The sequence below is a fragment of the Actinomyces johnsonii genome (assembly GCF_006546835.1).
GTDB classification, from domain to species: domain Bacteria; phylum Actinomycetota; class Actinomycetes; order Actinomycetales; family Actinomycetaceae; genus Actinomyces; species Actinomyces johnsonii.
Genome location: NZ_VICB01000001.1, coordinates 25,921 through 39,866, shown reverse-complemented (window position 1 = coordinate 39,866; position 13,946 = coordinate 25,921). Strand labels below are relative to the sequence as shown.

Below are 13,946 nucleotides of genomic sequence, written 5' to 3'. Positions count from 1 at the left end.
GGTGATAGAAAGCCATTATGCAGTCCGTCTTCGAGCCCACGGTCTTCGCCACGACCTTCATGACGCTCCTGGTCATCCAGGACCCCCTGGGGGCTATACCGATCTTCCTCTCCCTGACTTCGCGGCAGACCCCCACCGAGCGGGCCGCCTCCGCGCGCCAGGCCACGGTCGTCTCCTTCGGCGTCATCCTTCTTTTCGCGGTCTTCGGCCGCTACATCCTGAAGTTCCTGGACATCTCGGTGCCCTCCCTCCAGGTGGCCGGCGGGTTGCTCCTCCTCCTGGTGGCCCTCGAGCTGCTGACCGACAAGGCAGATGAGAGCCCCGACCCCGACGCCGTCACCTCCAACGCCGCCCTCGTCCCCCTGGGCACGCCCCTGCTGGCCGGCCCGGGAGCGATCGTCGCCGCCATGGTCGCGGTGGACGCCACCGGCGGCGGCGCGGCCGGATGGGTCTCGGTAACGGCCGCGATCATCGGCACGCATATCGTCGTCTGGATCTCGCTGCGCTTCTCCCTGGGACTCAACCGGGTACTGGGCACCTCCGGTATCCGTATCCTCACCCGGGTCATGGGACTGCTTCTGGCGGCGATCGCCGTCCAGATCATGGCCGACGGCATCTTCGCCTTCCTGGAGACCCGTCTCTGACGCTGATCCCGTGCGGACTCGTAGTCGCCGACGGCCTCCGGTGCCTAATCGTTGGCGGAGCCGTCGATTAGGCGGCCGCCGCGGGTGCGCTTGCGGGTGCGCTTGCGCCGGGGCGCCGGTTCACCGGCATCGGAGCGCCGGGAGCGCGAACGCTCACCGCGCTTGGCATCCCTGCCGTGGCCCCGACCGCGCCCACCGCGCCCTCCCTGCCGGCCGGGCTGCTTGCGCCCGTGCCTGCCGGTCTCGCCCAGATCTTCGATCTCCTCGGCGTCCAGGCCCTCCAGGGTGCGCTTGTGGCGGGGGAGGCGGCCGGTGACCTTCTCGGGGATCGACAGGTCGGAGAAGAGGTGCTTGCTGGTGTGGTAGGTCTCCACCGGCTCCTCGATGGGTAGTCCCAGGGCCTTGGCGATGATCCTCCAGCGAGGCACGTCGTCCCAGTCCACGAAGGTGACCGCTGTGCCGGAGTTACCGGCGCGGCCGGTGCGCCCGATGCGGTGGACGTAGATCTTCTCGTCCTCGGGGCACTGGTAGTTGATGACGTGCGTGACGTCGTCGACGTCGATGCCGCGGGCGGCCACGTCGGTGGCCACGAGCACATCCACCTTGCCGTTGCGGAAGGCGCGCAGGGCCTGTTCCCGGGCCCCCTGGCCGAGGTCTCCGTGGAGGGCTGCGGGGGCGAAACCGCGCGCCCGCAGATCGTCGGCCACCCGGGCTGCCGTGCGCTTGGTGCGGGCGAAGATGATCGTGCGTCCGCGACCCTCGGCTTGCAGGATCCGGGAGACGACCTCGACCTTGTTCATCGAGTGGGTGCGGTAGACGACCTGCTGGACGGTTTGGACGGTCATGCCCTCATCACCCGGGTCCTGGGCGCGGATGTGGGTGGGGCGGGTCATGTAGCGGCGCGCCAGGGCGACCACGGCGCCGGGCATCGTGGCGCTGAATAGCATCGTGTGCCGGTCGGTGCGAGTGCGGGCCAGGATCTTCTCCACGTCCGGCAGGAAGCCCAGGTCGAGCATCTCGTCGGCCTCGTCTAGGACGACGGTGGTCACGTGGGCCAGGTCCAGCACTCCGCGGTCCATGAGGTCGATGAGGCGGCCGGGTGTTCCTACGACCACCTCGGCGCCCCGCTCGAGGTCCTCGATCTGGGGCTCGTAGGCGCGGCCCCCGTAGACCTGGACGATGCGCACGGTCCGCCTGGCGGCGGCGGTAGACAGCTCTTCGGCGACCTGCTTGGCGAGCTCGCGGGTGGGCAGGATGACCAGGGCCTGCGGGCTGCCGGAGGCGGGGTCCTCGTCCCAGCCCTCCTCCCCGGGGCCCAGGGTGTCCATGAGCAGAGGGATACCGAAGCCCAGGGTCTTACCGGTACCGGTCTTGGCCTGGCCGATGATGTCCTGCCCCTCCAGGGCCACCGGCAGGGTGAGGGCCTGGATGGGGAAGGGGTGGGTAATGCCCTTGGCAGATAGGGCGTCGCAGATCTCGGGCTCGACACCGAAATCGGCGAAGGTCTTGCGAGTCAGGTCGGTCCGGTCGCCCTCATCGGTGATGTCGGGTGTGGCCTCGTCCAGGGCAGGTGCGTGGGCTCCGGCCGTCTCGAGGATCCCGGAAGCCGCGGTGCTGGTGGACGTGCTTGCGGCGTTGGCGGTTGCGTTCTCGTCTGTGGAGTTGTTGCTGGGCTCGACGGCGTCGGCCCCGTGCTGCTCGTTGGTCACGAGGTTCCTTGTCTTCTGATCAGGTTGTTCCGGTCTGGCGCGGCTGTCGCTCGCGCGCACGGCATAAGGTGCGCTGCGTGGGCGCCGTCGGGTATGGCAGCCGATCGCGAGTTATCTGAGTCCATCTGACGACCGGGCAACCGTGGACCCCGTCAGCGTAGCTGGAAAATGCCCAGATGGCGCCTTTGGGCGGAGAAACGTGCCATGGGCGTGGCTGATGTCACGGTGCTGCGTCGTGGTGCGGCGGACCTGGCTACGATTGGGGCCATGACTCAGATGTCGACGCCGTCTCCGCAGCCCAGTGCCCCCTCCCCGATGCGGGTTGGTCCTCACGAGCTGTCCGTGGTCGGCATCGTCGCCATCTCCAGGACGGCGGCCTGCACGCGCTACGCCAAAGACGCCGACCGCGCCCCGCAGATGGGCGCGCGAGTCGACCTGCTGCGCATGAGTGCCTGGGAGGTCGGCTCTTTCGATCGGGTGGTGGCCCTGGCTGCGGAGCACGGTATCGACGCTGCTGGCGCGGCTGAGCGTTTCACGGACGTGCTCGGCGACTTCGACGAGCGCCTGCGTCCCCTGGATTGGGCTGAGCGCCTGGTCAAGACCTATATCGCCTTCGGATTGCTCATCGACTTCGGTATGGCGCTGAGCGACTCGCTGGCCGAGCCTCTGCGCGGCGGACTCATTGACGAGCTGAGCCTGGACCCGATCGGTTCCTACGCCATCGCCGAGCTGGAGACTGTTATCGCCGCCGACCCGCAGTTGGCTGCGCGCCTGGGGCTGTGGGGCAGGCGCGTCGTCGGCGAGGAGATCGGCTCCTTCCAGCGGCTGCTCGACCAGTTCCCCGAGCTGCTCGGAACCATTGCTCCCGAGCGGCTCCACACGGTCCTGTCCCAGGGGGCCGTCTCGCGGATGAAGGGGCTGGGGCTGAGGGTCTAACGACGCATGATTATATTGTGAGGTATCTAACAGTGGGAGTGGTGCCCGTGTCGGCGGCGTGACATGACCGGGGTTCTGCCGGGTAAAGTGTCGGCATCCAAACCCTATGACCCGCCTCTCGAGAACCCGCGGTTCTCGATATTGAAGGAGTTCCCATGAAGCGAAGCGTGTGGATGGCCGCGTCCGCGGCTGTCGCTCTGTCCGTTATTCCCGTTGGAGCGGCTGCTGCGGATTCGGACACTGCTCAGACAACCGAGCAGGCGGCGTCGCAGGCCGGTGAGGCCAAGCCCTCCCCCACGGACCCTCAGCCCACTACGCCCGCTCCCGCCGATCCCAACCCTAACCCCAACCCCATCGTCGACAAGCCCGCTCCGACTCCCGCCCCCGTTCCTGAGCCCGCGCCGGCCCCGGCCCCTGCGCCTGCTCCCGGAGACGATGCCGGCCAGCAGGCGCCCGGCGCCGACGATTCCACGGGGCAGCAGGACAGCCCGGCTGCGCCGGCGGAGCAGGGCCAGGGGGACCAGGGCGGCACCTCCGGCGCGGGTAGTGCTCCCGAGCAACAGGCGCCCCAGGCTGGAGGGTCCGAGGAGTCCTCCGAGAGCGCTCCCGCGGCGTCCGGTGAGGGACCTGCTCAGGGCTCCGCCGGCGCCTCCCGTGAGCAGACCATCGCTCCCCGGCAGGGCGGTACCGGCACTGCCGGTCGTCCTGTTCTGGCGCAGACCGGTGCCGGAACGACCGCCGCCTGGATGGCCGTGGGGGCAAGTGCTACGGGTGCCGCCATGCTCATGGCGCGCCGCCGGCTGACGTACTGACGCGCATTGGTTCTCGGCCTTGAGGAGAAATCTGGCCCATGGATGACCGGATGCTCGACGGGGACAAGGTGCTGTGGTTCATCGGTGGCAGTCCTGAACGCGCTCGGGAGGCTCTCCGCGACGGCGATGCCTGGACGCCCGAGCAGCGCGCGCAGCTCGAACAGATGGCTTCTTCCGCTGGATACTCCTCCGAGTCCACCAGGTATCCGTCCACGCAGCAGCCCGCCCCGGCCTCTGGGGTATCGGGGGGCGCCTTCGCCTCCGATGGTGCCTACACGAGTGGCTACGACGCCGACTCCGGCGTGACTCGGGTCCAATCGCAGCCGTCAGGAGCCGAGCAGCCCCAGCCGCAGACGGTGACGCCGACGCAGCCCCAGCCGCAGGGCTTCCGCCTCCAGCCGCTGCCAGCCGTGACCGAGGTTCCGTCGAGTCAGGGTGTTGTCCAATACACGGACGGTGTTCCGCGCCCCAACTGGATTCTGCCCGTGATCGCAGTCGGCTTTCTCGTGATCGGGCTGGTAGGAGGTGCCCTGGGAGGGCACTGGCTCTGGCCCGGCGGGAAGTCGTCGGCCTTGGCCCCGTCCGCTGCGGCCCCTGACGCCACGAAGCCGGCGTTACTGCGTGCCGGTAGCGGGTCCTTCATCTGCTCCTCCGGCGGTGTCGGAGTCTCCTGCTGGGGTGCCGATGCTCAGGCCAATACTCAGGGCGCGCGCGTCTCGCCGACGGCGGTGCCCGGCCTTGAGAAGGTCAAGATCTCCGCGCTGAGCGTGGGCAAGGGCTTTGCCGTGGCCGTGGACGACTCGGGTGCCGTGTACGCCTGGGGGGCCAATGAGGTCGGTCAGCTCGGTAAGAAGACCGACGAGGCGCTCGTCAACCAGGCCGTCGAGGTCGGTAAGCTGCCTGTGGTTCCCAGTGAGCTCGTCTCGGGCTATGAGCACACCTGCGCACTGGCCGGGGGAGCCGTCTGGTGCTTCGGATCCAACCGCTATGGCCAGGTCAACGGCGCCGTCTCCGATTCCCCGTCCGGACTGGTGCGGGTCGACAAGGTTGAAGGAGTGACCCGTATCGGCACGTCCGGCTACGACACGTGGGCAACGGTCGACAAGGGGACCTGGACCTGGGGGAACAACTCGTGGGGACAGGCCGATCCCTCGCAGAGCGTCGTCAATGTGGCGCCGACCCTCATTCCCGCGGACAGCTGAGGCCGGCCCGCCAAGGCTGAGTCGCCTCCCAGAGACATTCCACGGTCGTGCGGCAGGAGCCCAGCCCCTCTTGAAAGGGGCTGGGCTCCTGCTAGTTCTCAGCGCCGGGAGGTTCTATTTGTCGCCCTTGAGGCGGTTGACCGCGCCCTTGACGGCGTCCTTGGCATCCTCTGCGACTTCCTTGACCTTGCCCTCGGCGTGCTGAAGCTTGCCCTCGGTCTCCGTCTCTTTGTTGCCAGTGACCTTGCCCGCGGCCTCCTTGGCCTTGCCAGCGATCCTGTCGAAGGTTCCGTTGTCGCTCATGAGAGCTCCTTTCCGTGGTGAGTCTCCCGAGGTGGAGACATAGCGGATAGCTCAACACTACAGGCCGTCGCCTGGGACGCCGCTCCATATATAGTGAGAGTTACTATGGAAATCAAGTTGATCGTGCGGTTTTCTTATCTTCTGAGGTGGAGGCCGCGGCGGCACTCTTGACTGAGACCGCCGGGCTGTCGAGGGCGTACACTTCACCCTGAACGTTTCACAACGTCCAGTGCCGTTTTCCTCGTTCAATGCCTCGTCTCCGCCGGAGGCGCCCCGATTCCGACACCGAGGTCGATCGCCCATGAGCAGTGCAGTTGCCGATGCCCCCACCGCCACCCGCGTCGAGAACGTCGGTCTCGACGTCATCGCCGAGTCCGATCGCAAGGGACGGCCGAGCGATCTCTTCATGCCCTGGTTCGCGGCCAACATCTCCGTGCTGGGACTGTCCTGGGGCGCTTGGGTCCTCGGATTCGGACTGTCCTTCTGGCAGGCGGTCGTGGCCGGCGCCGTCGGCGTCGTCCTGTCGTTCTTCCTGTGCGGCGTCATCGCCGTCCTGGGCAAGCGGGGCAGCGCTCCCACTCTGGCCCTGTCCCGAGCCGCCTTCGGGTATAACGGCAACCGACTGTCGGCAGCGCTGTCGTGGATCCTTACCGTGGGTTGGGAGACCGTCCTGTGCGTCTCGGCCACCCTCGCTTCGGCGACGGTGCTCCAGGCGCTGGGCTGGCACAACCAGGTCGGCGCCCAGATCCTCGGTTTCCTGCTCACCGTCGGCCTGGCCGCCAGCGCCGGCATCCTCGGCTTCGAGGCGATCATGAGGGTCCAGACCTGGATCACCTGGGCCACCGGTGTCCTTACCATCATCTACCTCGTCCTCGTCGCTCCCCAGATCAGTATCCACAGGATTCTGGCCCTGCCGTCGGGTGGCCCCGCGGCCTTCATCGGAGCCCTGGTCATGGTGGCCACCGGCTTCGGCCTCGGTTGGGTCAATGCCGCCGCCGACTACTCCCGCTACCTGCCCCGCAAGGCCTCGACGGCCGGCGTCATCGGCTGGACCACGCTGGGATCGGCGCTGCCCTGCGTGGTGCTCGTCTTCTTCGGCATCCTCCTGGTGGGCTCCGACGCCGAGCTCGGCCAGGCCATCAACACCGACCCCATTGGTGCTCTGACCACGATTCTGCCCACGTGGTTCCTCGTTCCCTTCGCGGTCGTCGCCATCCTGGGGCTGGCCGGCGGCATCATCATGGACCTGTACTCATCGGGCCTGTCGCTCCTGGCGACCGGTCTGCCCGTGCGCCGGCACGTGGCCACCTCCATCGACGCCACCATCATGACCGTGGGCACCATCGCCGTCATCTTCGGTGCCGATGACTTCCTCGGCCCCTTCCAGGGGTTCCTCACCACCCTGGGAGTCGTCATCGCCGCCTGGGCCGGAGTCATGGTCGCCGAGGTCATTCTGCGCAGGCGCGACTACGATGAGGAGGCCCTCTTCACTCCCGACGGCGTCTACGGCTCAGTCAACTGGGAGGCCATCACCCTCGTGGCCGTGGGTTCCGTCGTCGGCTGGGGGCTGGTCGTCAACTCGGCCGCCTCGTGGTTGTCCTGGCAGGGCTACCTGCTCGGGCCCCTCGGGGGTCGCGACGGGGCCTGGGCCGGAGCCAACCTCGGTGTGCTGGTCTCCCTGCTCATCGGTGTGCTCGGGCACCTCGCCCTCGGTCGAGGCCGGGTCGCCCTCCAGGAGGCGCGTTCGTGACCGACCATGCAGCTGTTCTCTCCCTTGAGCCTGAGCGTCTGGAGGCCCTGAGCGTGTCTGCCGGCGCAGAAGGTCCGGGAGCGGCCATGGAAGGCGCCCATCAGATCGCCCGTCGTACCGGCGCGCCTGGCCACGACCTCCTGGTGGTCCTGGGGTCCGGCGCCGCTGACGCCTTGGCGGCCTGGGGTGAGCCGGCGGCGAGCCTGCGCCTGTCCGACCTGCCCGGGGTCATGGTCCCGGTCGCACCGGGACATGAGGATCGCCTCGACTCCTATGCCGTCGCTCGTGGCCGGAAGGTGGGCGCCCAGGAGGATGGGGGAGAGTGGCGCGTCCTCGTGGCTCGCGGACGGACCCACCTCTACGAGGGGCACGGGCCCGGACCTGTGGTCGCCCTGTCCCGTATCGCGGCCGCTGCCGGCGTACGCGGGGCCGTCCTGGTCAACGCCTGCGGGTGCCTGCGCAGCTGGCGCATCGGCGAGGTCATGACGATCACCGACCACCTCAACCTCACCGGCTCCTCACCCTTCGACGGCCCGGTCTTCACTGACGTGCGCAGTGTGTGGGACGACGAGCTCGCTGACGTCCTGCGCGGTGTCACAGAGAGGTCAGGCGTCTATGCCGCTGTGCGCGGGCCGGAGTATCAGACCATGGCGGAGACGCGAATGCTGGAGTTCGCCGGTGCCGACTGCGTGGGCATGTCCACCGTCCTGGAGGCCATCGCCCTGCATCAGCTCGGGGTGCGCGTGGCCGGCATGAGCGTCGTCTCCGACCTGTCCTTCGCGCAGGCGCCCACCGATCCCGACGAGGTCGTCCGGCTCGCGGCCGGCGCGCACACGACGATCGCCGCCGGCATCGAGGCGGTGCTGGCGGCGATGTCCTGAGCTGCCGACGTCGAGGTGAGTCGCAGGGGGATCTCTCGGGTCAGTTCACGCCCATGAACATATAGGCGCGCGTCACCTTGCCGTCGACGTCGCGGAAGACGGTGTCGACTCCGCGCCCGACGACGTCGCCGCTTGGGGCGGTCATTGACCAGCGCAGCAATAGCGCGTCGCCGGACTCCATGCGCTGGTCGTAGCTGAAGGTCAGGCCCTGACCTGCAATGCGGTCGTTGTGGACGCGGTTGATGTGCTCAGCGATGTCGGCTGTTCCTGTGACGGTCAAGGCGGGTGAGGAGATGTGCAGCGACCCGTGCGGGGCCCACATCTGCTCGATGAGCGCACGGCGCTGACCGGCGTCGGGCTCAGTCCAGGTGCGCAGGTAGTTCGCGTCGAAGTCGGCGCCGGTACGGGTGATGTCGGTCATGAGTCGTTCCTCTCCTCAGATTAAGTTGACAATGTCAGCATAACCGGAAAGTTGACTGTGTCAACATGTGGGTAGGCTTGATTCGTGAGCCCCCGTGATTCAGCACCGACTCGTGCCGCCATCCTCGATGCAGCCTCAAGGCTGCTCGAGGACAGCGGGCCTGAGGCGGTGACGCTGCGCGCCGTCGGAGAAGCCGCCGGTGTGTCCCGCTCAGCGCCCTACCGTCACTACGCGGACAAGGCGGCGCTCATGCGCGCACTGGCCGAGCGAACGCTGCGACAGATTGCGGGATGGATTCGTCACGGCGCGGAGCGCCATCAGGATGCCTGGCAACGGGTGCACGCCGGCTGTCGGGCCTACATCGACTACGCTGTCGAGCACCCCCATCACTACCAGCTGGTCTTCGGGGACACCCCGATTGCCGAGCCGGATCCCGGGTTGGAGGAGGCTGCCGACGACGCCATGTCCGCCGTCGGCGAGCTCGTTGCTCAGGCCCAGGATGCCGATCTGCTGCGCCCCGGGCCGACTCGTGAGATTGCCACCATCGTCTGGGTCCTGCTTCATGGGTTGGCCGCCCTGCAGATCACCGGTCATCTCCATGAGCCCCGAACCATCGACGGAGGCGAGCATCTCGCGGACCTGCTCGACCTGGCTCTGGAACAGCTCCGGTCGTCATGAGCCGCCGTAACGACGCCGTCGGCCGGTAGCGATCTGAGACGCGTGGGACGCCCGTCCTCGCCCGTCGACGATCGTGTGCGCCTAACCTTGCACCTATGACAACTGATGCAAAGACGCCAGACCAGGCCGTCACGACCCGTACCGAATCCGACTCCATGGGCACCATCGAGGTGGACGCCAACCGCTACTGGGGGGCCCAGACCGAGCGGAGCCTGCACAACTTCGATATCGGCCGCGAGACCTTCGTGTGGGGCCGCCCCATGATCAAGGCCCTGGGAATCCTCAAGAAGTCCGCCGCCCTGGCCAATGCCGAGCTCGGCGAGCTGCCCACCGACATCGCCGACCTCATCGCCAAGGCCGGTGACGAGGTCATCGCCGGTGACCTCGACGCCGAGTTCCCGCTCGTGGTCTTCCAGACCGGCTCGGGCACCCAGTCCAACATGAACTCCAACGAGGTCATCTCCAACCGCGCCATCGAGTTGGCTGGCGGCGAGCGGGGCTCCAAGACCCCGGTCCACCCCAACGACCACGTCAACCGCGGCCAGTCCTCCAACGACACTTTCCCCACGGCCATGCACATCGCCGTCGTCAACGAGCTGGCCGCCATGTACCCGCGCGTCCAGCAGCTGCGCGACACTCTGGACGCCAAGGCCAAGGCCTACGCCGACGTCGTCATGGTCGGGCGAACCCACCTGCAGGACGCCACCCCCATCACCCTGGGCCAGGTCATCAGCGGCTGGGTCGCCCAGATCGACTTCGCCCTCGACGGCATCCGCTACGCCGACTCCCGCGCCCGAGAGCTCGCCATCGGCGGCACCGCCGTGGGCACCGGTCTCAACGCCCACCCGAAGTTCGGGGCCCTGTGCGCGGCCAAGATCAGCGAGGAGACCAGCATCGAGTTCACTCAGGCGGACAACCTCTTCGCCGCCCTGGGCGCCCACGACGCCCTGGTCCAGGTCTCCGGCGCCCTGCGCGTCCTGGGAGACGCCCTGATGAAGATCGCCAACGACGTGCGCTGGTACGCCTCCGGCCCCCGCAACGGCATCGGCGAGCTCATCATCCCGGAGAACGAGCCCGGCAGCTCGATCATGCCCGGCAAGGTCAACCCCACCCAGTGCGAGGCCATGACCATGGTGGCCACGAAGGTCTTCGGCAACGACGCCACCGTCGGCTTCGCCGGCTCCCAGGGCAACTTCCAGCTCAACGTCTTCAAGCCGGTCATGGCCTGGTGCGTCCTGGAGTCCATCCAGCTCCTGGGCGACGCCTGCGTCTCCTTCGACACCAACTGCGCCTACGGCATCGAGCCCAACACCGAGCGGATCGAGGCCAACCTGGAGACCAACCTCATGCAGGTCACCGCCCTCAACCGCCACATCGGCTACGACAAGGCCTCCAAGATCGCCAAGAACGCCCACCACAAGGGCCTGTCCCTGCGCGAGTCCGCCCTCGAGCTCGGCTTCGTCACTGCCGAGGAGTTCGACAAGTGGGTCGTGCCCATGGACATGACCCACCCCAGCGCCGCTGAGGACTGAACCCCGACTCCGGTCCCCGACCACCGAGCACGATGACGGTTCCCGCCCTCCATCTCAGGAGGCGGGAACCGTCATCGTCCTTGTCCTTCACTCCCACAGGAAAGCCACAGGTCGGTTATGGGAGGAACCCTGTTCTAGGGTGATGTGCTGAAGCCAAGCACGCAGAAGACAAGTGGATCATGACTCGGACCACGGTATGGAAGGGGAACCACTATGAACCTGTCGCGACGCACCGTCCTCACCGCCCTGCCCGCTGCGGCGGGAGTCCTGGGACTGGGGGCCTGTTCGAGTGGAGGAACCGCCTCACAGGCCTCCGCCACGGCGTCGTCGCAGGCCCCCACCGACCCGAAGCTGACCCTTGACAGCGCCGCCTGGCGCTATGACGCGACGGGCGACGTCTACTACCAATTGGGTCTGAGCTACGTGGCCACGCCCCAGGCTTCAGACTACGAGACTCTGGGCATCTACGTGCCTGGCGCCTATTTCACCGGAACCGACAACGGCAACGGCACCTACACCGCCACGATCAATGCCTCAGGCGCCGTCGGCAGCTTCACGGCCGCCACGGCACCGACTGTCCTCCCGGTCAACACCCCGGGCTACTCCGCCCAGAAGCCGCCCAGCGAGTACTCCTACGACACCATCAAGGCCTACATGGAGGCCGGTTTCATCTACGTCCACGCCGGCCTTCGCGGCAAGGACTCCAACTCCCAGACCTACTCCGGCAACGCGCCCTGGGGCGTTACCGACCTCAAGGCCGCCGTGCGCTACCGGCGCTACAACGCCGCTTCCATCCCCGGCGACGCCGCCAAGGTCTATGTCTTCGGGCACAGCGGAGGAGGTGCCCAGAGCGCCGTGGCCGGGGCCTCGGGCGACAGCGGGCTCTTCGCCCCCTACCTGGCCGCCCTGGGCGCCGCCACCACCGACACCAGCGGAAAGGCCTTGTCCGACGCCGTCGCCGGAGCCATGTGCTGGTGCCCCATCACCACCCTGGACAGCGCCAACGCCGCCTACGAGTGGAACATGGGACAGTTCGCCTCCTCCGGCACCCGGGCCGAGGGCACCTGGACGAGGGCCTACTCCCAGGACCTCGCGGCGGCCTTCCCCGCCTATCTCAACGAGCTGAAGCTGACCGATTCGGACGGCAAGCCTTTGAGCCTGGAGAGCTCTTCGAAGGGCACCTATCTGGCCGGCTCCTACTACGACCACCTCGTGGCGGTCATCCAGAAATCCCTCAACGACTTCCTGTCCGCCACCTCCTTCCCCTACACGCCCTCATCCACCGAGATGGCCGGCATGGGACCCGGTGGCGGTGGTGCGCCCTCGAGTGGCGGGCCGGACGGTCAATCAAGCAGCGAGACCACCACCTACAACACGGTGGAGGAGTACATCGCCTCTCTCAACTCCTCCTCGCGGTGGGTCGCCTACGACGCCTCCACCAATACCGCGACGATCACCGGCCTCGAGGGCTTCGTCACCTCCCAGAAGAACGCCTCCAAGGATGTGGGAGCCTTCGACGGCGTCGACCGCGCCCAGACCGAGAATCTCGTCATGGGATCAGGGGAGAACAAGCTGCATTTCTCCTCCTCGAGCCGCGAGGTCATCTCCAAGGGGCAGTCGAAGTACTCCGCCCTCAGCGGCTGGAGCAACGACTACGGTGTCGCCGCGTACGAGAAGGACCTTGCTACGAAGGATTCGGTCGGCACCGACATGGCCACGCGCGTGTCGATGTACGACCCCCTCTACTACCTCACCCAGGACTCCAAGGGGCGTGGTACGTCGACTATCGCCCCGGCCTGGCGAATCCGCACCGGCATCACCCAGGGCGACACCGCCTCCACCGTGGAGGTCAACCTCGCCCTGGCGCTCCAGCAAGCCGGAGCCGGCAGCGTCGACTTCGCCACCATCTGGGGTCAGGGGCACACGATGGCCGAGCTGACCGGCTCCGGTGAGGAGAACTTCATCGCCTGGGTGACCCAGCAGGCGACTTCCTGAGCGCGGGAGGCTTTGGGCATTGTCCTGGGGAACAGCATCGGTACCGAGGCGATGCTGGCGGCTGCGGTCGTCCTGGTCCTGGCATTGGCGCCCCACCGCAGCGCGGTAGCCAAGCAAGGGACCTTCCCGCTGCTGGCCGCTTCCTGCACCATTGCGGCGCTTCTTGGCTGAGTCGGTTCGATCCCGGCTCGGCTGCCGGCGGTCAGTCGCACAGCACGACGTCGACCCCGGCACCTCGTAGCTCCTCGAGGGCGTCGGGATCGATCTGGCTTGTCGTCAGCAGCGCGTCGAGGTCCTCGATACGGCCGAACCGATAGGTATTGGTCTGAGTGATTTTGCTCGGCGCGGTCGGCAGGATGCGCCGGGTGGAGGAGGCCATGATGGCGCGCTTGACCATGGCATCGTCGGACTCCATAACGGTCAGCCCCTCGCGGGTGGACACGGCGCAGGTGGATAGGACCGCGACGTCGGCCCGGAAGGCGCGAACAGAGTCGACCGCCTCGGCGGAGAACAGGGAGAGGGACTCCGGATCCACCGGGCCACCCGCGATGGTTACCGCGGCCCCGCGCACGGAGGCCAGTGCCGCACCGGCACCCAGCGACAAGCACAGGGCCCGGATATCGCGGCCGGCGAGCTGCTCGGCCACCATCTCACAGGTGGTCCCGGAGTCGATGATGACCGCCTCTCCGTCCTCGATGAGCTCGGCGGTAGCCTGCGCCAGGCGGCGCTTGATCTCCACGTCCTGACCGCGGCGCATGGCGGCTGGTCGGGCGGCCCCACGGCGCGGAGCGCGCAGGGCCCCGCCGTGGACCCGAGTCACCAGACCCTCGTGGGCCAACTCGGTCAGGTCCCGTCGGATGGTGATGACTGAGACTCCGGTCAATCGGGACAGCGCCTGCACGCTGTGGACCGTGGTGGGGCTGAGGGCTCGCAGGATGGTGCGGCGCCTCTCGTGGGGACTGTTGGGCATGCTTCCTCCGCTTCAACAGCGATGAGGTGATCGTTTTGCCTGGGAACGAGCAATGACAATGATCGTATGGTCTTTTACTGTTGGTGTCAACGGAGAGCGGTTCAGCTAATCCG

The 13,946-nt window shown here is 67.5% G+C and carries 14 protein-coding genes; 10 read left to right on the top strand and 4 right to left on the bottom strand.

The window, feature by feature from the left end; all coding sequences use genetic code 11:
- Positions 1-17 precede the first annotated feature (17 nt).
- Positions 18-644 carry a MarC family protein gene (locus tag FK256_RS00175; RefSeq protein WP_141423257.1) on the top strand — a complete coding sequence of 209 codons (627 nt, stop codon included), beginning with the start codon at positions 18-20 and terminating at the stop codon, positions 642-644.
- A 44-nt stretch (positions 645-688) separates the two neighbouring features.
- On the opposite strand, the gene FK256_RS00170 is transcribed toward FK256_RS00175, so the two are convergent.
- Positions 689-2,353, bottom strand: coding sequence for a DEAD/DEAH box helicase (locus tag FK256_RS00170; RefSeq protein WP_141423256.1), 1,665 nt, complete (start codon positions 2,351-2,353; stop codon positions 689-691).
- A 276-nt stretch (positions 2,354-2,629) separates the two neighbouring features.
- Here FK256_RS00170 and FK256_RS00165 point away from each other — a divergent pair, with 276 nt between their 5' ends.
- The 3 genes from FK256_RS00165 to FK256_RS00155 all read left to right on the top strand — a co-directional run bounded on the left by FK256_RS00165 (position 2,630) and on the right by FK256_RS00155 (position 5,303).
- A complete protein-coding gene (locus tag FK256_RS00165; protein WP_425321564.1) occupies positions 2,630-3,289 on the top strand; it encodes a ferritin-like fold-containing protein in 660 nt (219 codons plus the stop codon).
- A 155-nt stretch (positions 3,290-3,444) separates the two neighbouring features.
- The gene (locus FK256_RS14710) at positions 3,445-4,101 is read left to right on the top strand and encodes a hypothetical protein (RefSeq protein WP_021605235.1); all 657 of its coding nucleotides are present in this window, start codon (positions 3,445-3,447) and stop codon (positions 4,099-4,101) included.
- Positions 4,102-4,139: 38 nt separating this feature from the next.
- The gene (locus FK256_RS00155) at positions 4,140-5,303 is read left to right on the top strand and encodes an RCC1 domain-containing protein (protein ID WP_021605234.1); all 1,164 of its coding nucleotides are present in this window, start codon (positions 4,140-4,142) and stop codon (positions 5,301-5,303) included.
- Between the two features lie 114 nt (positions 5,304-5,417).
- On the opposite strand, the gene FK256_RS00150 is transcribed toward FK256_RS00155, so the two are convergent.
- Complete coding sequence (locus tag FK256_RS00150; RefSeq protein WP_009233495.1) at positions 5,418-5,606, bottom strand: CsbD family protein; 189 nt, start codon at positions 5,604-5,606, stop codon at positions 5,418-5,420.
- 301 nt (positions 5,607-5,907) lie between these two features.
- Between FK256_RS00150 and FK256_RS00145 the strand changes: the two genes are divergently transcribed.
- Complete coding sequence (locus FK256_RS00145) at positions 5,908-7,356, top strand: purine-cytosine permease family protein (protein WP_141423254.1); 1,449 nt, start codon at positions 5,908-5,910, stop codon at positions 7,354-7,356.
- Complete coding sequence (locus FK256_RS00140) at positions 7,353-8,237, top strand: purine-nucleoside phosphorylase (RefSeq protein WP_141423253.1); 885 nt, start codon at positions 7,353-7,355, stop codon at positions 8,235-8,237. Before FK256_RS00145 ends, FK256_RS00140 begins: the two co-directional genes overlap by 4 nt.
- A gap of 40 nt (positions 8,238-8,277) precedes the next feature.
- Here FK256_RS00140 and FK256_RS00135 read toward each other — a convergent pair whose 3' ends face one another.
- Complete coding sequence (locus FK256_RS00135) at positions 8,278-8,658, bottom strand: nuclear transport factor 2 family protein (RefSeq protein ID WP_141423252.1); 381 nt, start codon at positions 8,656-8,658, stop codon at positions 8,278-8,280.
- Positions 8,659-8,742: 84 nt separating this feature from the next.
- Here FK256_RS00135 and FK256_RS00130 point away from each other — a divergent pair, with 84 nt between their 5' ends.
- The 4 genes from FK256_RS00130 to FK256_RS14220 all read left to right on the top strand — a co-directional run bounded on the left by FK256_RS00130 (position 8,743) and on the right by FK256_RS14220 (position 13,034).
- Entirely contained in the window at positions 8,743-9,336 is a 594-nt protein-coding gene (locus FK256_RS00130) for a TetR/AcrR family transcriptional regulator (RefSeq protein ID WP_009233499.1), read from the top strand.
- A 95-nt stretch (positions 9,337-9,431) separates the two neighbouring features.
- Positions 9,432-10,868 (top strand): class II fumarate hydratase, encoded by a 1,437-nt coding sequence (gene fumC / locus FK256_RS00125; RefSeq protein ID WP_009233500.1) that lies wholly within the window; start codon positions 9,432-9,434, stop codon positions 10,866-10,868.
- 213 nt (positions 10,869-11,081) lie between these two features.
- The gene (locus tag FK256_RS00120; protein WP_009233501.1) at positions 11,082-12,863 is read left to right on the top strand and encodes an alpha/beta hydrolase family protein; all 1,782 of its coding nucleotides are present in this window, start codon (positions 11,082-11,084) and stop codon (positions 12,861-12,863) included.
- A gap of 12 nt (positions 12,864-12,875) precedes the next feature.
- Entirely contained in the window at positions 12,876-13,034 is a 159-nt protein-coding gene (locus FK256_RS14220; protein ID WP_170197875.1) for a hypothetical protein, read from the top strand.
- Between the two features lie 31 nt (positions 13,035-13,065).
- Here FK256_RS14220 and FK256_RS00115 read toward each other — a convergent pair whose 3' ends face one another.
- Positions 13,066-13,833 carry a DeoR/GlpR family DNA-binding transcription regulator gene (locus FK256_RS00115; RefSeq protein WP_141423251.1) on the bottom strand — a complete coding sequence of 256 codons (768 nt, stop codon included), beginning with the start codon at positions 13,831-13,833 and terminating at the stop codon, positions 13,066-13,068.
- Positions 13,834-13,946: the final 113 nt, after the last annotated feature.

What these genes read in the sequence shown, in the direction of transcription:
- FK256_RS00175 (WP_141423257.1), top strand. Translation starts at nt 18, where the DNA reads ATGCAGTCCGTCTTCGAGCCCACGGTCTTCGCCACGACCTTCATGACG.
- FK256_RS00165 (WP_425321564.1), top strand. Translation starts at nt 2,630, where the DNA reads ATGTCGACGCCGTCTCCGCAGCCCAGTGCCCCCTCCCCGATGCGGGTT.
- FK256_RS14710 (WP_021605235.1), top strand. Translation starts at nt 3,445, where the DNA reads ATGAAGCGAAGCGTGTGGATGGCCGCGTCCGCGGCTGTCGCTCTGTCC.
- FK256_RS00155 (WP_021605234.1), top strand. Translation starts at nt 4,140, where the DNA reads ATGGATGACCGGATGCTCGACGGGGACAAGGTGCTGTGGTTCATCGGT.
- FK256_RS00150 (WP_009233495.1), bottom strand. Translation starts at nt 5,606, where the DNA reads ATGAGCGACAACGGAACCTTCGACAGGATCGCTGGCAAGGCCAAGGAG.
- FK256_RS00145 (WP_141423254.1), top strand. Translation starts at nt 5,908, where the DNA reads ATGAGCAGTGCAGTTGCCGATGCCCCCACCGCCACCCGCGTCGAGAAC.
- FK256_RS00135 (WP_141423252.1), bottom strand. Translation starts at nt 8,658, where the DNA reads ATGACCGACATCACCCGTACCGGCGCCGACTTCGACGCGAACTACCTG.
- fumC (WP_009233500.1), top strand. Translation starts at nt 9,432, where the DNA reads ATGACAACTGATGCAAAGACGCCAGACCAGGCCGTCACGACCCGTACC.
- FK256_RS00120 (WP_009233501.1), top strand. Translation starts at nt 11,082, where the DNA reads ATGAACCTGTCGCGACGCACCGTCCTCACCGCCCTGCCCGCTGCGGCG.
- FK256_RS00115 (WP_141423251.1), bottom strand. Translation starts at nt 13,833, where the DNA reads ATGCCCAACAGTCCCCACGAGAGGCGCCGCACCATCCTGCGAGCCCTC.